15 protein-coding genes and 2 pseudogenes are annotated in these 21,776 nt (G+C 70.0%); 6 read left to right on the forward strand and 11 right to left on the reverse strand.

Annotated features, from left to right (window positions below):
- Positions 1 to 81 precede the first annotated feature (81 nt).
- Complete coding sequence (locus tag OG609_RS37770; protein WP_327276920.1) at positions 82 to 1,863, forward strand: CoA transferase; 1,782 nt, start codon at positions 82 to 84, stop codon at positions 1,861 to 1,863.
- Positions 1,860 to 3,506 (forward strand): class I adenylate-forming enzyme family protein, encoded by a 1,647-nt coding sequence (locus tag OG609_RS37775; RefSeq protein ID WP_327276921.1) that lies wholly within the window; start codon positions 1,860 to 1,862, stop codon positions 3,504 to 3,506. The genes OG609_RS37770 and OG609_RS37775 overlap by 4 nt, the downstream gene beginning before the upstream one ends.
- Before the next feature lie 146 nt (positions 3,507 to 3,652).
- Here OG609_RS37775 and OG609_RS37780 read toward each other — a convergent pair whose 3' ends face one another.
- The 6 genes from OG609_RS37780 to OG609_RS37805 all read right to left on the reverse strand — a co-directional run bounded on the left by OG609_RS37780 (position 3,653) and on the right by OG609_RS37805 (position 9,684).
- On the reverse strand, positions 3,653 to 4,465 hold the full coding sequence (locus OG609_RS37780) for an ABC transporter substrate-binding protein (RefSeq protein WP_327276922.1): 813 nt from the start codon (positions 4,463 to 4,465) through the stop codon (positions 3,653 to 3,655).
- The gene (locus tag OG609_RS37785; RefSeq protein WP_327276923.1) at positions 4,423 to 5,289 is read right to left on the reverse strand and encodes a metal ABC transporter permease; all 867 of its coding nucleotides are present in this window, start codon (positions 5,287 to 5,289) and stop codon (positions 4,423 to 4,425) included. The genes OG609_RS37780 and OG609_RS37785 overlap by 43 nt, the downstream gene beginning before the upstream one ends.
- Positions 5,286 to 5,921: an ATP-binding cassette domain-containing protein gene (locus OG609_RS37790; protein ID WP_327276924.1), complete on the reverse strand. Its 636-nt coding sequence runs from the start codon at positions 5,919 to 5,921 to the stop codon at positions 5,286 to 5,288. The genes OG609_RS37785 and OG609_RS37790 overlap by 4 nt, the downstream gene beginning before the upstream one ends.
- Positions 5,922 to 6,674: 753 nt before the next feature.
- Positions 6,675 to 7,202 (reverse strand): copper chaperone PCu(A)C, encoded by a 528-nt coding sequence (locus OG609_RS37795; RefSeq protein WP_327276925.1) that lies wholly within the window; start codon positions 7,200 to 7,202, stop codon positions 6,675 to 6,677.
- A complete protein-coding gene (locus OG609_RS37800) occupies positions 7,199 to 9,496 on the reverse strand; it encodes a heavy metal translocating P-type ATPase (RefSeq protein WP_327276926.1) in 2,298 nt (765 codons plus the stop codon). Before OG609_RS37800 ends, OG609_RS37795 begins: the two co-directional genes overlap by 4 nt.
- Entirely contained in the window at positions 9,493 to 9,684 is a 192-nt protein-coding gene (locus OG609_RS37805) for a hypothetical protein (protein WP_327276927.1), read from the reverse strand. Before OG609_RS37805 ends, OG609_RS37800 begins: the two co-directional genes overlap by 4 nt.
- Before the next feature lie 317 nt (positions 9,685 to 10,001).
- Between OG609_RS37805 and OG609_RS37810 the strand changes: the two are divergent.
- A pseudogene (locus OG609_RS37810) lies at positions 10,002 to 10,198 on the forward strand (cobalamin biosynthesis bifunctional protein CbiET); the annotation flags it as partial.
- Here the strand turns inward: OG609_RS37810 and OG609_RS37815 are convergent.
- Positions 10,172 to 10,704: pseudogene (locus OG609_RS37815) on the reverse strand (transposase family protein); the annotation flags it as partial. The pseudogenes OG609_RS37810 and OG609_RS37815 sit on opposite strands and share 27 nt — an antisense overlap.
- Before the next feature lie 447 nt (positions 10,705 to 11,151).
- Here OG609_RS37815 and OG609_RS37820 point away from each other — a divergent pair.
- Entirely contained in the window at positions 11,152 to 11,769 is a 618-nt protein-coding gene (locus tag OG609_RS37820) for a TOPRIM nucleotidyl transferase/hydrolase domain-containing protein (protein ID WP_327278323.1), read from the forward strand.
- Between the two features lie 829 nt (positions 11,770 to 12,598).
- On the opposite strand, the gene OG609_RS37825 is transcribed toward OG609_RS37820, so the two are convergent.
- Entirely contained in the window at positions 12,599 to 14,809 is a 2,211-nt protein-coding gene (locus tag OG609_RS37825; protein ID WP_327276928.1) for a HelD family protein, read from the reverse strand.
- 639 nt (positions 14,810 to 15,448) lie between these two features.
- Between OG609_RS37825 and OG609_RS37830 the strand changes: the two genes are divergently transcribed.
- Positions 15,449 to 16,531 carry a winged helix DNA-binding domain-containing protein gene (locus OG609_RS37830; RefSeq protein ID WP_327276929.1) on the forward strand — a complete coding sequence of 361 codons (1,083 nt, stop codon included), beginning with the start codon at positions 15,449 to 15,451 and terminating at the stop codon, positions 16,529 to 16,531.
- Between the two features lie 392 nt (positions 16,532 to 16,923).
- Here OG609_RS37830 and OG609_RS37835 read toward each other — a convergent pair whose 3' ends face one another.
- Complete coding sequence (locus OG609_RS37835) at positions 16,924 to 17,907, reverse strand: LuxR family transcriptional regulator (RefSeq protein ID WP_327276930.1); 984 nt, start codon at positions 17,905 to 17,907, stop codon at positions 16,924 to 16,926.
- Between the two features lie 218 nt (positions 17,908 to 18,125).
- Here OG609_RS37835 and OG609_RS37840 point away from each other — a divergent pair, with 218 nt between their 5' ends.
- Positions 18,126 to 19,538 (forward strand): aminopeptidase P family protein, encoded by a 1,413-nt coding sequence (locus OG609_RS37840; protein ID WP_327276931.1) that lies wholly within the window; start codon positions 18,126 to 18,128, stop codon positions 19,536 to 19,538.
- Between the two features lie 479 nt (positions 19,539 to 20,017).
- On the opposite strand, the gene OG609_RS37845 is transcribed toward OG609_RS37840, so the two are convergent.
- Both OG609_RS37845 and OG609_RS46420 read right to left on the reverse strand, forming a co-directional pair.
- Entirely contained in the window at positions 20,018 to 21,469 is a 1,452-nt protein-coding gene (locus OG609_RS37845) for a dihydrolipoyl dehydrogenase family protein (protein WP_327276932.1), read from the reverse strand.
- Positions 21,462 to 21,731, reverse strand: a complete 270-nt coding sequence (locus OG609_RS46420) for a hypothetical protein (RefSeq protein WP_385648079.1) — start codon at positions 21,729 to 21,731, stop codon at positions 21,462 to 21,464. The genes OG609_RS37845 and OG609_RS46420 overlap by 8 nt, the downstream gene beginning before the upstream one ends.
- Positions 21,732 to 21,776: the final 45 nt, after the last annotated feature.

Here is a 21,776-nt window from a genome sequence, read left to right on the forward strand (position 1 = left end):
TGGTCGGGCGCGAAGGTGCCCTGGTTCCCGCGTTGAGGACATCCCCGGCGCCGGCCACCGCCGGGCCAGGAGAGGAGAGGCATGGCGTCACCAGTCACCACGCAGACGGCCCGCCCACTGGACGGGCTTGACCTGGACACCTCGGGGCCGCCCGAGCTGACCTGCCTTGCTGCCCAGCACCTTCGGCTTCTGGGAGCCCGCACCCGCCCGGAACCGGCCGCGCCGCAACTCGCGACAACTGCGCGGATAGCGCTGACCGGCGATGGAATTCTGCCCATCGAAGCCGAGGTGAACTGGGCGGATCCGGAGAGCGGCATCACCGACGAGGCCACCGTCCAGGCCGCCACCGGGATCATGGCCGTGCACGGGCGACGTGACGGCGGGCCGCGCGGCCTGGCCGTCGACTACGCCACCACCGCCGCCTCCGTTCTCACGGTCCAGGGAATCCTGGCAGGGCTCTTGGGCCAGGCCCGCGGGGGAACAACCGCACGCGTCAGCACGAGCGTCGACCGAGCCGGACTGCTGACCGTTTCCCAGTACCTCGCCGCCGCCGGAGCCGACGAGGGTGAGGCCGCCGAACTCGCCCCGGGGGGACCGCCCTTCGCCGACGCCGACGGCACACTTTTCGAGCTGGAGACCCTGGACCCGGGGGCCTGGGCTGCGTTCTGGCGGGCCCTGGAGGCACCCCCCGAGGCGATACCGGCCGGCTGGCGGCCCTTCCAATTCCGGTACGCCACAGCCTGCGCTCCTTTCCCGCAGGCCCTGCATACGACGACGCGGGCCCACCCCTGGCAGCGCATCCTCCAGGCGGCAGCAGTCTCCGGCGCAGAGGTCTGCCCGCTGGGATCCCTGGCCGGGCGGGCAGCGGAACACGACGGTGCACCGCCCTGGTCACTCACCTCCCACAGGCCCGGCCACCGTACCCCCACAGTTCCCCCCACGGCCGAACGGCCGCTGGCAGGGCTGACCGTGCTGGAGGCCGGCCGCCGCATCCAGGCACCGCTCACCGCTCACCTCCTGGGACTGCTCGGCGCCGAAGTGATCCGGATCGAGCCGCCGGGCGGGGATCCGCTGCGCGGCATGCCACCGGCCTGCTCCGGCATCTCCGCCCGCTGGCTCGCGCTCAACCGCGCCAAGCAGGCCGTGGAGGTCGACATCAAGGCCGAGAGCGACCGGCGCCGGCTGCGAGAGATGGCGGCAGAGGCCGATGTCTTCCTCCACAACTGGGCCCCGGGAAAAGCCGCCCAGCTCGGTCTCGACGCCGACCACCTGGCCGCGGTGAACCCCGCACTGGTCTACGCGTACACCAGCGGATGGGCCGACCGGATCCCCGGCGCCCCGATGGGGACCGACTTCATGGTCCAGGCACGCACCGGAGTCGGAGAAGCGGTACACCCGGCAGGCGAAGCGCCCGCACCGTCCCTGATGACCCTTCTCGACGTCCTGGGCGGGCTCCTGGGAACGGAAGCAGTCCTCGCGGGCCTGCTGCTGCGTGAACGCAACCGACACGGCGTCCGGGTGGACTCCTCGCTGCTGGGGGCGGCCGATGTCCTCACCGCCCCCGCCCTGCGCCGGGCCGCAACGGGAGGGACCGCGCGAAAGCCGGCCGGGTTCCGTCACCCGCTGCGCACCGCGGACGGCTGGGTCGCTCCCACCGATGCCTCCGCCGAAGCAGCTCGTGCTTACGACCTGAGCGGTCTGTCCACCCACAACGCCCTGGCACAGCTGCGCACGCGCGGACTGCCCGCCACCGCGGTCACCAGCGACCTGGCCGCCCTGCCTCGTGATCCGCGCTTCGCCGACTCGATCAGCCGCGACGCGCACGGTGCCCCCGCTGTTCCCGACCCCTGGAGCTTCACGTGACCGTCGCCCTCTACGACCTGCTGCCCGCTGACCTCCGCCGCTCCTGGGTCATCGACGGGACCTGCCCCGACCTCGACCTCTACAGCCTCTTTCGCGCCCGGCAGATCGCGGACCTCCACCGCACAGCGATCGTTGATGCCAAAGGCAAATTCTGTTACACCGCCCTCGACCGTAAGGTGCGATGTCTGGCCACCGGCCTGAGAGACCTCGGCATACGCCCGGGTGACGTGGTGGGTGTTCAGCTGCCCAACGGCCGCAACGCCGTCATCGCCGATCTCGCCCTGGCCGCCCTCGGCGCGGTGGCGCTGCCCTTCCCTGTCGGCCGCGGCAGCCTGGAAGCCGAATGCCTGCTCCGCCGCGCGGAGGCCGTCGCCGTCATCGCCGCCATCGAACACCGGGGCAACCACCACGCCGCCGACCTCCAGGCGTTGGCCCCGGCGCTTTCCTTCCTGCGCCACGTCATCGCCGTCGGCCCCGGCAACACACCGGAAGGAACGATTCCGCTCTCGCAGCTGCTGCGTTCCGACCCCAGCGGATTCGTTCCCGCACGGCCGGACCCCGACAGCGCCGCCCGCATCCTCGTCTCCTCCGGCTCCGAGGCCGAGCCGAAGATGGTCGCCTACTCCCACAACGCACTGGCCGGCGGACGCGGTAATTTCCTCGCCTCGCTCATCCCCGACCGGACTCCGCCCCGCTGCCTGTTCCTCGTGCCGCTCGCCTCAGCCTTCGGTTCCAACGGCACGGCCGTCACCCTCGCCCGGCATGGCGGGACTCTCATCCTCCTGGACCACTTCACGCCGGAGGCCGCGCTCGACGCCGTACGCGAACACCGGCCCACCCACATCCTGGGCGTTCCCACCATGGTGCGCATGATGCTCGACCGCCTCGACACCACAGGCGAGAAGCTGCCCGCCCCAACGGCCCTGATCCTGGGTGGCTCCGCGCTGGACGTGACCACGGCGGAACTCGCCGCGAGTGTATTCGGCTGTCCTGTCGTCAACCTTTACGGATCGGCCGACGGCGTCAACTGCCACACCGGACTGACCAGTTCCACTCCGGACGCGGACGACCGGGGGGTCGTGGCCGGGCGCCCCGACCCGCGGGTGGCGGGCATACGCATCACCGACACCGGGACCCATGAACAGCTGCCGGACGGCGAGACCGGGGAGATCGTGGCGCGGGGCCCCATGACCCCCATGTGTTACGTCGCCTCCCCGGAGCTGGACGCCCGCTACCGCACTCCCGACGGGTGGGTGCGCACCGGGGACCTCGGGTTCCTCGACGGCGACGGCGTCCTGCACATCGTCGGACGCCTCAAGGACGTCGTCATCCGCGGCGGCGCCAACATCAGCCCCGCCGAGGTCGAAAGGGAACTCGCCGCCCACCCCTTCGTACGTGATGTCGTGTGCGTCGGGATCCCGGATGCGTTGATGGGGGAGCGGCTGGCGGCGTGCGTCGTGTCCCGCGCCACGGAGCCCCTGACGCTGCAGATGCTGTGCGAGCACCTGACCGAACGGGGACTGGAACAACGCAAGCACCCTGAGCGCCTCCTGGTCGTGGACGAATTGCCCCTCACCCCTGCGGGCAAGCCCGACCGGGCGGTACTGCGGGACCGTATGACCGAGATCAACCGCCCCGCGTGAAGAGGGAAGGCCCCCTCGCGCAGGCGAGCTGAACGGTGCCACAGCCGGGGGACCGGGACACTCAGCCGCCCGGTGACTCCTTCTCGGCACATGAACGAGCGAACGTGGGGGCAGCCCGGCGCTCCGGACCGCCCCCACGCGGTGCTTCAGGATGCGGGCATGGCCTTCTTCAGCGCGGTTGCTGCGTTGCGGTATATCGGCAACAAGTCGAGGTCATCCCCTGGGTAGTTGACGATCTCGACCTGCTTGGCGCCGGAGTCGGGCAGGACCGTGCCGGTCGACATATGGGCGTTGTCCAGGACGAGGGCGGGCTTCTCCTTGCCCAGCTTCGCCAGCTGTGCAGGGGTGACGGCTTCGGGCCCGTAGGTGCCGACCAGTCTCGCGCCCGCCAGCTTTGCGGCCCAGATGGTGAAGACCTGGCTGACGACCACCGGGCTCTTCCCGCCCGGCCACTGCGCCTTGAGATCCTTGGACAACTTGGCGTACTCGCTGTCGAAGGTCGTCTTCCACTTCGCTGCGGCGTCCTCGGTTCCGAACAACGTGCCCAGCTTGGCCACCTCGGCGTCGACCTTGTCCGCGTCGTTGTCGAGGTTCACCTCGACCAGTTCGGCCTTGGAACCGGCGGCATCCTTGATCTCCCCGGCGTACGGCTCGAAGGGGGCGTAGAGCACGAAGTCGGCACCGGCTACGGCCGCGAGGTCGGAGGGCTTCGGGTCGTAGTCGGGTGCGTGCTGCACGGACTGGGGGACGATGACCTGCACGTCCTCGGCGCCCGCGGCTTTCGCCAAGGCCCCTTCCCAGGTCGTGGTGACGACCACCACCGGCTTCCCGTCGTGCTCGTGCTTGTCGCCGCCGCCGCCGCCTCCGGAGGACGACGAGCCGTTTTCGCAGCCGGCCACCAGGGCCAGTGCAGCACTCAGTGCGAGGAGGGAAGTGGTACGGCCGCGGGTGCGCGCCATGAGGCGATTCTCCGTTCGGGTATGAGATGGACGGCGAGGACGGCGGCCCCCGCGGTGAGGACGAGGACCGGCCCGGGAGGCCAGTCCAGCCACAGTGCGATGAGGAACCCGGTCAGGTTCACGACGATGCCGATGGCAACGGCCCAGAGAGTGATTGACTTCAGCGAGGTGCCCAGGCGGCGCGCGGCGAGAGCCGGCAGGAGGGTGAGGGCGTCGACCAGTAGCGCGCCCGTGAGCTTGATCGCGCCTGCGACGGCGACCGCGACCAGCACCAGCAGTACGAGGGTCAGCGCGCGCACGGCAACACCTGAGCACTGGGCGAGCTCCCGGTCGTGCAACAGCAGAGCGATATCGCGGCGCCGCCACAGGAACAGGCCCATGACGACGACGGCGAGCACGCCGAGCACGATCAGGTCGACGGTCCCAACAGACAGAATCGACCCCCAGAGCAGGGCGAACGCGCCAGATGCATTGATCCCTGAAACAGCGAGCACCAACAACGCTGCCGCGATCGCGATGCTCATGAGTAGCCCCATCGCTCCGGACAACCCGGCGGGCGTACGAGCGAGAGGAGCGACGGCGGCCCCGGACAGCGCACACGCCACAAGCGCGCACAGCATGGGGTCGAGGCCGGTCACGAGGCCGACCGCGATGCCGAGCAACGCGACGTGCATCATCGCGAACCGCACCGGCATGATGTCGAGACCCACGATGACCACACCGACCACCGGCAGGCCGATAGCAGCGAGCAGCAGCGCGAATCCCGCCCGTTGCACGGGGAGCAGTTGGAGAAGTTCACCGAGATCGGCGGTCACGAGCGTCACCGGACCTCCCGCAAACGGCCTGCAGCCATTTCCAGCACCCGGTCGCAGCGTTCCGCCAGCGCCCGGTCGTGCGTCACCACGACGAGCGTCACCGGTAAGGAGGTGAGGACGTCGGCCGCTTCCTCCTGGCCCCCGAAGTCAAGAGCAGCGGTGGGCTCGTCGGCCAGCAGCACCTGCGCCCCGGCCGCGACACAGCCGATAGCCCGGGCGAGATACATCCGCTGCAACTGCCCGCCGGACAGGGTGTGCAGAGGCCGCTCGGTCAGAGCTTCCACACCGAGCTGTGCCGCTGCCGAGGCCGCCTTCACGTGAGCGCTGCTGCTGGCCAGCAGCTCGGTCGCGAGAAGAGGGAAGCGGCCTGCCGCCGGCTTCTGCGGAATCCAGGCGCAGACACGGCGGCGCCACGCCCAATCCGCGGGCGAGCGGGTGCCTCGCCCGCCGACCAGGATCGATCCCGTCACCTGTCGGTGCAGACCGAGCACCGCACGCAGCAGCGTCGTCTTGCCCGAGCCGTTGGTTCCGGTCAGCGCCACCCGTTCACCGGCGGCGATCTCCAGATCCACGTCGGCGACGGCCTCCAGCCGGCCATGTCGGCAGGTGACCTCCCGCATACGCACATCCAGCCCACCCATCACACGCCCTTCGATCGTCAGCCACTGCCGCGCGGATCGGGTGGCTGGACAACTTCCCAGCCCCCGGCAGTAGTCGGATGACGGACGGATTCAGTTCCCAGGAGACGAATGCCGCTCGCGGACATGTTGGCGAACAGGCCATGTCGCCCCGGCACGGCAGGCAACCGGGTGACGGAACTGCGTGCGTGCTGTGCCGCCGGGGCTCCCGCACGGTGTTCGTTCGAACGACGTGGAGTGGGCGGGCGACGAGGAGCTGGTAGCGACCATTTCCGCTGGGTCCAGGTGGTCCCGGGAGCTGGCGGACGACGACGTTCCAGGCCGCCCCGAGCGGCGTTGGACCCTGTGACGGCCACACGGGGTCGAGCGAGACCTCCCTCAGGGAGCCGTTGGTGGTGGTCGTCTGGTTTCCACGCTTCACGCGTTGCTGGAGTCATTGGAAGCACGAGCCCATTGGGGCATGCTGCGAGGGCTTGCTTCCCCGGCGCTCGCGGGCTGCGGCGAGCGAGCATTTCCTTTGTGTCCGGTCCGCGGGAGCCGGCATTGCGGTGGGACGTACGGAGAGGGGGAGTCATGGCTGGTGCGGGTTCCTGGGAGCCTGCACGATCGTGATCACCGACGACTTCGGTCAGCAGATCCAGATGAGCGCCGACCAGTTCGGCTCCACCGCCGAGGACGCCGAGGACGCCGAGGACGTCAAGGCCGGCAAGCTGGACTCCGTTGTTGCAGGCGAAGTGGCCCTGGTCAGAGGCTGCTTCAGCTACCGGGACGGACAACGACTGCCAGGGCTTCGACTGGATCGCTGTGGCGGAAGTGCAGGACGAAGGGAAGCATGTCGCCCACTTGCCGGCGGTCCTTCACTTTCACCATCACGTCCACCGTGCTTGCCGACATGGCCAGGGTCTCTCCCGCCGGCAGAGCGACTGAGCCGACCATGCTCATGGAGCCTGCACCGCTGTCGTGACGTACGTGCCGGCTGAGCATGGCGCTGTCCGCGGCCGTTGAAGTGACGGAGACGAGCCGGTCGTCGGCTCCGCCGCTGTTGGTGATCCGGAAGAACGCTGCGGTGCCCACGTTGCCGTTGTAGGGCAGGAAGACCCGCCCGTCGCTGATCTCCAGTCGCGGTGGGGTCCCGGCGGCCCCCGATGCGGTCCAAGCGGTCAATCCGCCCAGGGCCACCGAGAAGGCTGCCAAGGGGGCGACCACGGCGAGCAGCCCGTCGTGCAGGCGACGGCGCGTCGGAATCCAGCCTTCGGCAGCGGTGCGTCGGGCGGGGTCCGTCACAGCGGCATCCTTCCTCGGTGGAGCGAAAGTCGCGACGCGCGTTGGCGCGCGGGCGACGGCTGCCAGGCCCGCAGGCGCAGGCTGTTGCCCACCACCAGAAGTGAACTGATGGACATGGCTGCGGCAGCGAACATCGGGTTGAGCCATCCGACCGCGGCCAGTGGCACGGTGACCGCGTTGTAACCGAACGCCCAGATCAGATTGATGCGGATCGTCCCCAGCGTGCGACGTGCGAGGCGGACGGCGTCGGTGACTGCCTCGATGTCACCGCGAACCAGCGTCACATCCGCGGCGCCGATGGCCACATCCGTTCCGGTGCCCATGGCGATTCCGAGATCCGCGCCGGCCAGGGCGGCGACGTCGTTCACACCGTCACCGATCACGGCGACCCGGCGGCCCTCACCTTTCAACTGCCGCACCAGATCCCCTTTGCTCTCGGGGCTGCATCGGGCGTGCACCTGGATGATGCCGAGTTCACCGGCTACGGCGTGGGCGGTGAACTCGTGGTCGCCGGTGGCAAGAACCGGTTCCACGCCCAGGCGCCTGAGCTTGTGCACGGCCCGGTAACTCCCCGGCCGCAGCACATCCCCGACCGCGATGAGAGCCTCGTCGACGCCGTCCACGCGCACCAGGACCGGAGTGTGCGCGGCCGCCTCGGCTTCGGCCAAGGCCCGCGCCAGGGTCTCTGGGAGATCACCTTGCGCGGCGCACACCTCCACCTGACGTCCTTCGACACAACCCGCGATGCCCACCCCGGGTGTCGCCCTGAAGGCGGAGACGTCCGGCAGGGGGCGCTCGGGCAGTGCGCGTTGCGCGTACGCGGTGACCGCTCGACCCACCGGGTGCTCCGATCCCTGCTCGGCCGCACCTGCCAGCCGCAGCACGGCCTCCCGCCCGATTCCCTCCGCTGCTACGGTGATGTGGGAGACGGTCATGTGACCGCTGGTGAGGGTGCCGGTCTTGTCCAGCACGACCGTGTCGATGTGGCGCAGCGTCTCCAGGGCCTGCGGCCCGTTCACCAGAACCCCGAGTTGAGCACCTCGGCCGGTAGCGGCGAGAAGGGCGGTCGGGGTTGCCAGCCCCAGTGCGCAAGGGCAGGCGACGACCAGGATCGCCACGCACGCGGTGATGGCCGTCTGCGGGTCTGCTCCAGCACCGAGCCAGAATCCGAGGACAGTGACGGCCAGCGCCAATACAGCCGGTACGAAAACGCCGGCCACCAGGTCCGCCAGACGCTGAGCACGGGCCTTCCCTGCCTGAGCTTCGGTGACCATGCGCGTAATCCGGGCAAGCCGGGCGTCCGCGCCGACTGCCGTGGCACGCACGAGCAGCATGCCGCCGGCGTTGACAGCGGCCCCGACCACGGCCTGGCCCGGGCCGACTTCGGCCGGGTCGCTTTCCCCGGTGACCAGAGACAGATCAAGAGCCGAGCTGCCGGAGACCACCACTCCGTCGGTGGCGACCCGCTCCCCGGGCCGGACGACGAACTCCTGCCCGACGCGGAGCTGTTCGACAGGAATCCTTCGCTCCTGGCCGCTGTCCCGTAGGGTCACGTCCTTGGCGGCCAGACCGGCCAGCGAGCGCAGAGCCTCACCTGTACCGTGCCGGGCACGCGCTTCGAGAAACCGGCCGGTGAGAACGAACAGCGGAACCGCGACAGCGGCTTCCAGATAGATGTGCGCAATGCCTCCGCCGACGGAGGGAACCAGGGTGAACGGCATGCGCATGTCCGCGGCGCCCGCCCCGCCGAGGAACAGGGCATACACCGACCAGGCGAAAGACGAGATGACGCCGAGCGAAACCAGAGTGTCCATGGTGGCGGACGACTGGCGGAGCCCGCGCAACGCGCGCAGGTGGAAGGGCCAGGCACTCCACAGGACCACCGGAGCGGACAGAGTGAAGCACAGCCACTGCCAGTTGCGGAACTGCAGAGAGGGCACCATGGAAAGCAGCACCACGGGGACTGCGAGCAGGGCGGTGATCACGAGCCGATTGCGTTCCGACGTGGTCTCGTCCCGTGTCCGATCCGACTGACCGGCCGCTTCGAGGGGTTCGGGCGCCGAGGGGAGTTCGGCTGTGTAGCCCGCGCGTTCGACAACGGCCACGAGAGCCTCCGCTGTGACCTCAGGGGGGTGGCTCACCCTCGCCTGTCCGGTGGCGAGGTTGACCGTGGCGGTCACCCCGTCGAGCTTGGCCAAGCGCTTCTCCACACGATTCACACAGGCCGCGCAGGTCATACCACCGACGGCCAGGTCGGTGGTCGCCGGCGCGCTCTCCGACTGTGCTGCCGTCATCCTGCACTACTCGAGTGCATGCCACCCATGCCACCGTCGTGCGGATCGGGCTGGCCGCCGCCACCGCCACCCGTACCGGTGGAGTGCATCCCGGGTGCTACCGGGCCGACGACATCACCGATCTTGTACGAGACGGCGAACATCGACACAAGCAGCACAAGGAAGCCGATCAGCCCGGGGGGCGGCACCCACCGGGGGAAACCCGCAACGGTGCGTGGGGATCGTTGCTGTACTTGCATCGCCGCTCCAGACAGGGAATCACGCTGATGGCGCAGCGCGGGGCCGGAGAATTGCCAGAGGGTCCGGCAGTCGGTGTCGCTCGGCCCACAGCTCTCATGCTGGCACTGACAGAGCACCAGCAATCCCTATATAGGCGTCTGTTCACGCGTGACTCTTCTCGCGGCATTTCGTCGGAACTCAACCCATGGTTGCCACGACTTCCTCAGGGCGGATCGCAGGGCGGAGGTGCCGACGGCGCCGCCGGATTTACGGGCCCGGGCGGCCGGCCGTCGCCCTGCACGACGGCCACCGGCTGCTGGTCCTCAGCGCGGACGCCACCACTCCCCGCCGTGGTCGGCGTGCTGCTGCGTGAACACGGCTTCGGGCCGAGTCTTATGCGCGTGCTGGAACAGCTCGGCGGCGAGAACGAAGCATGTGCCGACGGAACTGCGGGACACCTGGGCGCACCCGCCGGGCGACCCGGATGGTGGCGCCGACGGTGCTTTTGGCTCCGGACTCTTCCCATGCCTTGCAGTCGTTGCGGTTGCCAGGAAGCGGCCGACCGACCCCGACGATCAGGCGGCTGTCGGCGTCGATGACAACCGGTGGTTGGTGGAGTATCGGTAGTCCTTCGACTGCTCGGCAATCTCATGGTCACTGGTCGGGACAAGGGTGCCGTCCACGATGACCGCGGTGTCTTTCGCGAAGCGTCGCCTGGGCTTCAGCGCGAAAAGTGGACCGATCTGGCCGATGATGCGGTTGGCCGCCCGACTTCGAGATGCCGAACGGTGGGAGAAGTTGGCGCAGCGTCAAGTTCGCGCGCCAGTAGGTCGCAACGAGCAGGAGACGGTCCTCCAAGGAGAGCCCCCACGGCCGGCCCCGTCGCACCACCGCGTCGTCCTCGCGCAGGAGTACGGTCAGCAGCTTCCCATCCGGCGCGGGCTCAACCCGGTGAATGGGTTTGTCCAGGACGGTTCGGACGCCGTCATCACGCCAGTCGCAGCCAAACCTTCTCACCCACGATCAGAGGTCACAGGGCAGCCCAAGGGTGAGCGGATGGCCGGACGAGATGCAGGGAAGATTCGGGCGGCGCTGCCTGCTCACGCGATCGAGGTCGGGTCAGATCCGCTGGACCGACCGACGCGGAACTTCCGTTGGCGGCTGGCCCTTCCTCGACAACGCACAAGAGTGGCCATCGTGTTTCTGCGGGGGAGCGGATGGCCCTGTTCTTCCAGCTCGACGTGGCTCTGGACCTGGAGGCTTTTGGTGGAGACCATCTGCTGTTCATCCACTGCCGTGCGCACAACGACGCGTATCCCAGGAGACTCCCATGCTGCGCGACCGCGTTCGACCGTCGCCCCGACTGCTCACCGCCGATCGACGCGCTGGCGGAAATTCCTTGGCGTGGCGGCCGGGAAGGGTGGAAACTCGGCCTCATGGCTGACATGAGGTCGTTCCTGGAGGCGGTCACCGCGTGGGCGGCCGGCGGCCCCAGCGACCCTCCGCGCGAGCTGGCCGCGCGGCTGCGCGTCCGGGCAGTCGTCCTGCTCGAAGGGCCGAGCGACGCCGCAGCGGTCAGCGCGCTGGCCGCTAGCCGCGGCAGGGACCTGGCGGCCGAAGGAGTCTGCGTCCTGCCGATGGGCGGTGCGATGAGCGTCGGGCGCTTCGCCCGCCTCCTCGGGCCACCCGGCCTGGGCCTCCGCCTCACGGGACTGTGCGACGAGGCGGAGCGTCGCTACTACGCCCGCGGCTTGGAGCGGGCCGGCGCAGCACAGCAAGGGTTCTTCGTCTGCGCGGCGGATCTGGAGGACGAACTCATCCGCGCGCTGGGTGTGACGCGGGTGAAGGAACTCGTCCGGGCGGAGGGCGACCTGCGCCCCTTGGAGACCTTCCTGTGCCAGCCCGCACAGCGGGACCGCACCTCACAGCAGCAGTTGCGGCGCTTCCTCGGCACGAAGAAAGGGCGCAAGATCCACTACGGCCGCGTCCTCGTCGAGGCCCTCGACCCCCACCGCATACCCGCCCCACTCGACGACCTCCTCAGCAGCCTCTGACCGCTGGGCGATGCCCGACATGTGTAGCGACAGTCAGGAGCACGCCACGGTATGAGCGTGTGTTACTGATCATTCATCCTGGAACAGCGAGACCTGCCGCATGGCCGGCATCGTGCCGTCCCGGCTGATCGAGACCACACCGCCCCACTCTCTGACTCAACGGCGAAAGAGTCCAAGCGTTCTCCAGCGTCGCGAAAGACATACTCGACGCCCTCGTCACCAGGAAAGAAACCGAGAAACCCGAGCAACACTCCGACGTCTCCGCTTGCCGACAACGGGTACCCGAGCGGAAGGCCAAGCGCCCCGGGACGTTCTGGGACCGAAAGGATGCGTGCTACAAGCTGCTGGGCGAGGAATTCGAGGGCACGGATCATGTTCGCAGGTCCCCGCGCGAGCCCAGCTTGTTCAGCATCGCCGGCTCCGTGACGACCTGGCACAACCAGCACGAGGCTCGCCGGGGCGGTGGCGCGGCCGCCGGCCGCGACAGGTGACCCGGCGAGTGCTCCGCCCTCACTCCGGGGCCGGGGCGCTCACCGGTCCGGCCGCCCATACCGGGGCGGCCGGACCGGCACGCTGATTCACCGGCAGGGACCGTCCCCAGCGCGCCAGGAGGTTCGCGCCGTGCGCCCTGCCCTCATATCCGGTGTCGTGGCCGCTTTGGCGGTAGCGGCGCTCGTGTCCACGGCGCTCGCCGCCCCGAACGCAACTGCCGCCCCGGCCCGCGCCGACTGCACCGCGCCGACCGGCCCGTACCAGCGGCTGATGGAGCCGGGGCCCGGAGCGGCGGCACTCATCGCCGGTGCCGCTCAAGTGCCGCGCCAGGGCGCCGTCAGCGCAGTGACTCGGGCAGCTCCTCCCGGTGGACGATGCCCAGGCGCTGCGTGGCGCGGGTCAGAGCCACGTACAGGTCGCTTGTCCCGTACCTGGCGGGCTCCACGACCAGCACATGGTCGAATTCGAGCCCCTTCGCCTGCCGCGGGTCGAGCAGAACCACCGTGCGGGTCAGATCGGGTTCGCCACCGGCCCTGATTCCTTCCAGTGGAGCGGCGATCTCCTCGTGGAGCGCCCGTGGCGCGATCACCGCGAGGCGTCCCTCCTCGGGCATCAGCTCCGAGACCGCCTGCGCCACCGCCCCTGCCAGGTCCTCCCCGGCATCCCGCGTCCACGGCACCTCGCCGGTGGACCGCACCGAGCCGGGCGGCTCGAAGGAGGGGTCGTCGGCGCGTACGACCCTGGCGGCCAGCTCCATGATCTCGGCGGGCGTGCGGTAGTTGACCTCGAGCCTGACGTGCTCGAAGCGATCACCGACGTACGGCTCCAGGATCTTCTCCCACGAGCCGACGCCCGCCTCCTCGGAGGTCTGCGCGGGGTCGCCGACCAGGGTCAGCGAACGGGTCGGCGAACGGCGCATCAGCAGCCGCCATGCCATCGGCGACAACTCCTGGGCCTCGTCGACGATGATGTGTCCGAACGCCCAGGAGCGGTCGGCGGCGGCCCGCTCGGCCGCGCTGCGGTGATCGGCCTCCTCCTGGCGCTCCGCCATCCGCTCGGCGTCGATGATGTCGTGGGCGGCCAGGACCTCGGACTCCTCGTCCTCGAACTCGTACGTCTCCGAGCCCCTCGACAGCGCCAGAACGCCCTGTGCGTACGCGATCCGCTCCTGGCGCTCGGCCTCGGCGGCGGCCCGCTCGGCGCTGTCGTCGACCCCGAGGAGTTCCGCCGCCTCGTCGAGCAGCGGAACGTCGGCGGGGGTCCACTTTCCGCCGCCGGGTGCGCGCCGGATGGCTTCGGCGTCCTCGTCCGGTACGTACACGGGGTCGGCCAGGTAGCCGGTGAGAAACCCCTCCGGGGTGAGCGCGGGCCACAGTTCGTCGACGACCGAGTGCACCGCCTCGCTGACGGCGACACCTTTGCCGAGCTGGGCGATGTCGTCGGGGCCGAGGAAATTGGGACCGCCGTACGGGTCGGCCCCGATGCGCTCCGTGAGCTGCGCGGTGAGGGCATCGATGATCCGGAACGCGAAGTGCGGACGGGCGAGATTGTGCGGCAGGCGGGTGTCGCGGGCCGCCTGGCGAGCCTCGTAGGCGATTTCCCAGTCGAGGAGGAGGTCCCCGTCGTCGTGCGGGATGACCAGTGGGGCGCCGGGCTCGGGCAGCCGCTGCCGGTCGCGTACGGCGAGCGAGAGCGCCTCGGCCATCGGCTCACCGCCCTTTACGGCGGCGGCGCGGGGTGTGTCGGTGCCGTCGGCCTGGACCCCGGGGAAGAGTTCGGCCTGCGTGGCGAGCAGGACACCGGTCTCGCCGAGCGCGGGCAGCACCTCGCCGATGTAGCTCAGGAAGGCCGGGTTGGGGCCCACGATCAGGACGGCGCGCTTGGCGAGCAGCTCACGGTGCTCGTACAGCAGGAAGGCAGCTCGGTGCAGCGCCACCGCCGTCTTGCCGGTACCGGGACCGCCCTCGACGACGAGCACACCGCGGTGCGGGGCGCGGATGATGCGGTCCTGCTCCGCCTGGATGGTCCGCACGATGTCGCCCATGCGGCCGGTGCGGGCGGAGTTCACGGCGGCGAGCAGCACCGCATCGCCGCTCGGGTCCTCGAAACCGGTGCGCTCGCGGTCCTCGACGTCGAGGATCTCGTCGTGCAGCTCGGTGACGACGCGGCCGTTGGTGGTGATGTGTCTGCGCCGGCGCAGACCCATCGGCATGTGACCGGTGGCGAGATAGAAGGGGCGGGCGACCGGCGCACGCCAGTCGATCAGAAGGGGCGTATGCGCGGTGTCGTCCTCGCGGATTCCGATACGGCCGATATGGTGCGCGGCGCCGTCGGAGAGATCGATGCGGCCGAAACACAGCGAGCCGTCCACCGCATTCAGAGCGGCCAGCAGACCCGAGCGTTCGGCGACGAGCACGTCGCGTTCGAGACGGGCCTGCAGTCCGGTCCCGACCGGCGTCAGCGCGTCCTCGACGTGCTGTACGGCGACTCCGCGCAGCACGTCGACACGGTCATAGAGCCGGCCGATGAATTCCTGCTCCTTCTGCAATTCGGCACTTTCCCGAGTTGACAAAATGGCTCCCTGCCGGATATGGTGTTACTCAGAAGCCCCTTTGTGGGGCTTTTCTGTGGGCACACAGAAACGCTCAATATACTCGGGAAAATCCCCGGTCCGCAATTGCGGACCGGGGATTTTCTTGTGTTGCCCGTACTACGGACCTCCGCATCGGGGCGACTCCTGCGAGAGGCTGAGCGCCTCGGCGCGTCGCCCGTCACCCGGATGCCATCGGCGCGCAACAGCTTCGGACGGGCCAGCAGCGCCCATTCCTCACCCGTTCGCTCCAGGACGGTGCTGGACCGCCCGGCGATCACCATGGCGATCATGGCTTCCTCCTGATTCCCCATCGGGTCCCGGCGCTTGGCCACTGGATCCTCACACCCAGGCCCTCACGCCCGCTGATCTGCCGTGGCACAGCTTCCGGCAGTCGTCTGCCGAGGCTCTGCGCAGGCTTTGCAGGTCCGGCACCACCGGCTGGTCGAGAACGAGCTCATTGAAGTGGCGATGGAGTCCCCGGCCTCGTACTGGAAACGCTGTACTGCCTGCTGGAGGCCGCGGAGGCGTTGAGTGCGGCTGCTCAACACCGACCACTCAACTTGCCTGAGTTCCAAGGTTTTAGAGTGAGTCGGCATGCGGACAGTGGATGCGGAACAAGCCCGGCTGATGCGCGCTCGCGCGCAGGGCATCGGCGGCGGGCTGCGTGGCACCTCGGTGCCGGACGTAATGGAGCGGGCCTTCGCCGTGCAGGCGCAGGACGCGTCGGCCGCGGCGCTCGGGCTGAGGGCCAGGGCCGTCGACCTCACGGCCGAGGCCGTGGACAGCGCGACGAACGTCGAGCGGAGCGTCGTACGCGGCTGGTTCATGCGCGGCACGCTGTATCTCGTATCCGCAGCCGATCTGCACTGGCTGACCGTGCTGCTGGGCCCGGTCTTCCTGAAGCTCAGCGCCCGGCGCTACCGCGAGCTCGGCCTGGACGAGGACGCCCTCGCCCATGCCGAGCGCCTGATCACGTCCGCGCTGGCCGCCGACGGCCCGCTGACCCGCGCCGAGCTCGCCGAACGGCTGGCCGGGGCCGGACTGGACCCCCGCGGCCAGGTACCGTTCCACCTCGTACGGCGCTGCGCGCTACTGGGACAGATCTGCCACGGCCCCACCAAGGACGACGGCGAGGCCACGTTCGTCCTGCTCGATGACTGGCTGCCGGCGGGCGGCGGTCCCACCCTCGACGTGGAGTCGGCCGCTGTCGAGCTGGCCCGCCGCTATCTGGCCGCCCACGCGCCCGCCGCTCTGGAGGACTTCACGACGTGGTCGGGGCTGCCTGCCGCGATGACCCGAAGGGCCTGGCGGACGCTTGAGGACGCCGGCGAGTCCGTGGCGTGCGAGGTGGCGGGAGAGCGCTGCGCGCTGCCCGCGGAGCGCAGCGCGGAGACCGCTGAACCGGCGCTGGACGTCCGGCTGCTGCCGGCATACGACAATTACCTGGTCGGCTATCGGACCCGCGCGCTCTCCGTGGCCATGCCTTACGAGCGGCAGGTCCGGCCCGGCGGCGGGCAGATCCGGCCGACGGTCACGGCGGACGGCCTGGCCTGTGCGACCTGGAGCAAGCGGAACCGGGGCAGGGCTGTGGCCCTCACCCCCGTCGGAGAGTTGACGGACGACGTGCTCGCGGGCATCGCCGCCGAGGAGGCGGACATCGCCCGGTTCCTCGGGTGAACTGCTGCGCCGCACCAGGGACGCGCTGGTCGCCGACCACGCCCACAGCGGGCTGCCGTCCGATCTGCTCGTGGACCGGCTCCAGCCCCCTCGGACCGGCAATCGGACTTCCTTCTTCCGAGTGCACGTCCAGATCGAGGAGAGTGCTGGAACGCTCACCAGCTACGAGCCCGAGTACCACGCCCTGTACGCCGAGGCCCTGGTGCCCGAGTTCGTGACCGCCGAGTTCGGCCTGGACTTCACGGTGCGCGCGGCCCAGGACGGTTCGGTGAAGGTCCGGGTGTTTCGCATCGGGCCGGGTCGATGCCGGCCGCCATGTGGCGACAGTCCTCGGCGCCGCCGGCCGAGCACACTCGAACTGATCGCCTTGGTTCCCGCCGGCAGTGTGCGGGTCACAACCATCCGCAGCGCTGTGCCTGCAAGGCCATCTGGAAGCGGTTCGCGGCCCCCAGCTGGGCCATCAGGATCTGCAGGCGGCGGAACAGCGTGCGGCGGCTGATTCCCATCTCGCGGGCGATGACGTCGTCGCTCGCGCCGCCCGCGAGGAGCCACAGCAGGCGGCGGTCGGCGGGTGGCAGACCGCCTGGGCGGGTGGTGCGGCCGTGGAACGGCAGGGCGTTCTGCCATGACTGCTCGAACAGTGCCACGAGCGCGGAGAGCAGGCCGCACGGCTGCACGACCAGCATGGTGTTGTGCACGTCGGCCTCTTTGATCGACAACGACACGAGTGCGTACGCCTCGTCGATGATCACGAGTTTGACCGGCACCGACGGCAGTACCCTGGCCTGTTCGCCGGCCTTGATGCACGGTTCGATGACGTCCTTCAGGTGGCCCGGATGCTCCAGCGACTCCCGCGAGTACACGACACGCTGCGTCACACCGCGGGCGAGCGTGGCCAGTGCGTCGTCCGTGGCCCCGGACAAGGGGAAGTACGGTGGTGACTCGAACTGCCGGATCTGATCGCGGGCGCTCGCCCAAGCGTGACGAATCCTGGGGCCGATGGCGTCGCCGGTGACGACCTCGACGAGATTGTCGTTGTATGCGGCGAGCCGCTGTCGCCGGAACGACTCGAACGCGCCCCCGACGGTGATGCGCGACTCCTCGACCTCGGCCGCCCGACGCCGGGCGAGGATCTCCAGGCCCGCGGTGGGCGGAACCGGGGCCACCACCTCCCCGCCCTCCTCGGCGGCACTGGCCAGACCGGCGTCGACCAGTGCGCCGTACGCCGTGGCGAGTTCCGCAGCGCCCAGACCGGCCGCGGTTCCGATCGCACTCAGCGGAGCGGGGGCCAGCTCCAGCAACGTCAGATAGACCTGACCCGCCGCGTGATCGATTCCCAGAAGCCGAAGGGCCTCGCCGAGTTTCGCGTTCGTCATACGACGCATTATCGACGGCTCCGGTCGGGGCTGTGGCCGATCTGTGCCAGTGGCAGTCTTCGGCACCAAGAGCGCGCGGTGCGGGATACCGTCCGGGAGCCGCCATCGACCGGCGGCAGCGAGGGCGCCCCGGCCGCACCGGGAGGGAGCTCGGCCTGTCCGTAGGGCCTCCTCTGCCCCTCGCCGCTGAGGAACCCACCCAGAAGAAGGTGTATGACGTGGCGAAAGGCCGGAAGAACGGTCTCTACTCAGGGATCTCCGAGGAACTGTCCGCTCTGATGCGGACGGGGTGGGCGGACACCGAGCGGCACGACCTGCGGCTCGGCGAGCAGGCTCCGTACGCGGCCCGCCGCCGTGCCGCGCTCTCCGCGCGCTTCCCCGGCGAACGCCTCGTGATCCCCGCGGGGAATCTCAAGGTCCGTTCGAACGACGACACCTACCCGTTCCGCCCGTACTCGGGCTACGTGCACATGACCGGAGACCAGGCCCGGGACGGCGCGCTCGTCCTCGAACCCCGTGCGGACGGCGGCCATGACGCCTACTGCTACCAGCTGCCGCGGGACAGCAGGGACAACGACGAGTTCTGGACCGGCGCCACGGCGGAGCTGTGGATGGGCCGGCGCCGCTCCCTCGCCGAGTCGGAGCTCGTGCTCGGCCTGTCCTGCCGCGATGTCCGCACGGCGGCCGGTGACCTGGCCGCCGCCTCCGGTGCGCCGACCCGGATCGTCCGGGGTCTCGACCCGTCCCTGGAGGCCGCCGTCACCACAGATGAGGAGCGCGACGCCGGACTGGAAGAGGCACTCAGCGATCTCCGCCTCGTCAAGGACGACTGGGAGATCGCCGAGCTCCGCAAGGCCGTGGACTCCACGGTGCGCGGATTCACCGATGTGATCGGTGAGCTCTCCCGGGCGATCGCGTCGTCCGAGCGGTGGATCGAGGGCACGTTCTTCCGCCGTGCACGCCTCGAGGGCAATGCCGTCGGCTACGGCTCGATCTGCGCCGCGGGCGAGCACGCCACGATCATGCACTGGACGGACAACGACGGTCCGGTGCGCCCGGGGGACCTGCTCCTGCTCGACGCCGGAGTGGAGACGCACACCCTCTACACCGCCGACGTCACGCGCACGCTTCCGATCAGCGGGACCTTTACGCCCGTGCAGCGCAAGGTCTACGACGCGGTGTACGAGGCCCAGGAGGCCGGCATGGCCGCCGTCAAGCCCGGCGCCGCGTACCGCGACTTCCATGAGGCGTCCCAGCGCCACCTGGCGGCCCGGCTGGTCGAGTGGGGCTTCATCGAAGGCCCGGCCGACCGCGCGTACGAACTCGGCCTCCAACGCCGCTTCACCATGGCGGGCACCGGTCACATGCTCGGTCTGGACGTCCATGACTGCGCGCAGGCCCGGCACGAGGAGTACGTCGACGGCGTGCTGGAGCCGGGCATGGCGCTCACCGTCGAGCCCGGCCTGTACTTCCAGCCGGACGATCTCACCGTGCCCGAGGAGTGGCGCGGCATCGGCGTCCGGATCGAGGACGACCTGGTCGTCACCGACGACGGTCACGAGAACCTGTCAGCGGGCCTGCCGCGGTCGGCGGACGACGTCGAGGCGTGGATGGCCCGGTTCGCGGGTTGAGTGCGTCGAAGAAGGGGCCTGGTGCCGGATCCCCCGGATCGAACGGGTGCCGACCGGCAACGCCTGGGCCTGCCGCGGGGGCCCGGCCCGGAAAGCCGTCCTCGGCGGCCTCGTCGATACCGGCGACCCGGCCCCGGCCCACCGGGCCCCTGGTCAAAGGCGCAGCCGCACGTCTGCCCTGCACTCGCAGGATGGCCACTGGCCGGCCGCGTCGACAACCCCGCGGGCCGACGCGCCCGGGCCGTGGCCGCGCTGGTCGGGCCACTTCGTGACCGTCCGAGAGCGGGGTCACGAAGCCCCCTCTTCGCGCCCCGGCAGCATGCTGGTGGGCCTGCACGACGGGAGTGACGGGACACCAGCCACTGGATGTCCCCGGCCCCGTCCGCCTGCGCCTGGGCGTCCTCGACCATCCGCTCGAAGGTGCCGTCCAGAGCCCGGCGGCGAAACCGGGTGTGGAGCGTGGCTCACGGAGGCACCGCCTAGTTTCGGTGGTAGGCGGCGAGGAGGAAGAGCCAGATCTCGCTGACGGTCGGGAAGGGGGCGACCGCGTGCCGCAGTCGTTTGAGCGGGACCTCGCCGGCGACGGCAATGGTCGCGGAGTGCAGCAGTTCGCTGATTCCGTAGCCGACGAAGGTCACCCCGAGCAGGACCTCCCGGTCGAGGTCGACCACCATCCGGGCGTGGCCCTGGTAGCCGTCGGCGTAGAGGTCGGCGCCCTGCGCGGCGTTGAAGTCAAGGTCGACCACCTTGGTGCGGTGGCCGGCCCGGGCTGCTTCCTCGGCGGACAGGCCCACCGCGCCCGCCTCGGGGTCGGTGAAGAAGACCTGCGGCACGGCGTGCTGATCGGCGGTGGTGGCGTGGTCGCCCCAGGGGGCGTCGTCCAGCGGGAGGCCGGCGGCGCGCGCGCCGATCGCGTCGCCCGCTGTCCGGGCCTGGTACTTGCCCTGGTGGGTGAGGAGAGCGCGGTGGTTGACGTCGCCAAGGGCGTACAGCCAGTCGCCTGCGACGCCGCGGACCAGGCAGGTTGTGTCCACGTCCAGCCAGGAGCCCGGGGTGAGGCCGACCGTGTCCAGGCCGATGTCGTCGGTGTGGGGCGCGCGGCCGGTGGCGAACATGACTTCGTCGGCCTCCAGCTCGCTGCCGTCGTCGAGGGTGAGGGTGACCGGCCCGGCGGGGTCGGGGCGGCGCAGGGCGGTCACCTGCACTCCGATCCGCACGTCCGTGCCCGCCTGGGTCAGGCCGTGTGCGATGAGTTCGCCCGCGAAGGGTTCCATCCGGGTCAGCAAGGAGCGGCGGGCGAGCAGAGTGACCTGGGAGCCGAGGCCCTGCCAGAGGGTGGCCATCTCGACGCCGACCCCGCCGCCACCGACGACGGCGAGCCGGGCGGGGACAGTGCTGGAGTCGGTGCCGTGCCGGTTCGTCCAGGGGCGAACATCTTTGACGCCCGGGATGTCGGGCAGCACCGGCCGGCTGCCGGTGGCGATGGCCACGGCGTGCCGAGCGGTGAGCGTCTGGCTTGCGCCGTCGTCCCGCGTGACCGTGACCCGGCGGGGGCCGTCGATACGGCCTTGGCCACGGAAGAGATCGGCGCCGATGGACTTGACCCACTTGGCCTGTCCGCTGTCGTCCCAGTCGGCGACGTAGTGGTTGCGGCGGGCGAAGACCCGGTCGGTGTCGAGCCGGCCGGTGACGGCCTGCCGGGCGCCGTCCACCCGCTGGGTGTCGGCGACGGCGACGACCGGCCGTAGCAGCGCCTTGCTGGGGACGCACGCCCAGTAGGAGCATTCACCGCCGACGAGCTCACACTCCACGACGGCGACGGTGAGGCCGGCGGCACGGGCGTGGTCGGCGACGTTCTGCCCGACCGGGCCTGCGCCCAGCACGACCACATCATACGTTCCGTTTGTGCGGTTTTTTAGTGATTCATTCATTTATCCATCGCATCACGATCAGCGGTCGATCGCTCAGCCATGGGTTGCGTTGCTTGACGACAGTCCTCCGTCCGCGCCGGCGGACAAGCTCTCCCAGCGGCCGGATGAGCTTTCGTTCCTGCCGCAGCCGGCACGCCCGGGCCTCGGACCGGGGCGGCGTGCGGCGCGGTGTTGCGTGGGGTCGGTTGGAACGGTCGTGCAGGCCCTCGTCACTTTCGTCGCGCCACCGCCGGACCAAGTGGTGGGCGGTGGCACGCGAGATGCCCGTCTCGGCAGCGACACCAGTGCAGTCAGTTGTTCAGGGGTC

The organism is Streptomyces sp. NBC_01224 (assembly GCF_036002945.1).
In the GTDB taxonomy this organism is placed as follows: domain Bacteria; phylum Actinomycetota; class Actinomycetes; order Streptomycetales; family Streptomycetaceae; genus Streptomyces.

Bases quoted from the DNA above. Each gene is read 5' to 3' on its own strand.
- OG609_RS37770 (WP_327276920.1), top strand. From the start codon at position 82: ATGGCGTCACCAGTCACCACGCAGACGGCCCGCCCACTGGACGGGCTT.
- OG609_RS37780 (WP_327276922.1), bottom strand. From the start codon at position 4,465: ATGGCGCGCACCCGCGGCCGTACCACTTCCCTCCTCGCACTGAGTGCT.
- OG609_RS37790 (WP_327276924.1), bottom strand. From the start codon at position 5,921: ATGGGTGGGCTGGATGTGCGTATGCGGGAGGTCACCTGCCGACATGGC.
- OG609_RS37800 (WP_327276926.1), bottom strand. From the start codon at position 9,496: ATGACGGCAGCACAGTCGGAGAGCGCGCCGGCGACCACCGACCTGGCC.
- OG609_RS37820 (WP_327278323.1), top strand. From the start codon at position 11,152: ATGGCTGACATGAGGTCGTTCCTGGAGGCGGTCACCGCGTGGGCGGCC.
- OG609_RS37830 (WP_327276929.1), top strand. From the start codon at position 15,449: ATGCGGACAGTGGATGCGGAACAAGCCCGGCTGATGCGCGCTCGCGCG.
- OG609_RS37835 (WP_327276930.1), bottom strand. From the start codon at position 17,907: ATGACGAACGCGAAACTCGGCGAGGCCCTTCGGCTTCTGGGAATCGAT.
- OG609_RS37845 (WP_327276932.1), bottom strand. From the start codon at position 21,469: ATGAATGAATCACTAAAAAACCGCACAAACGGAACGTATGATGTGGTC.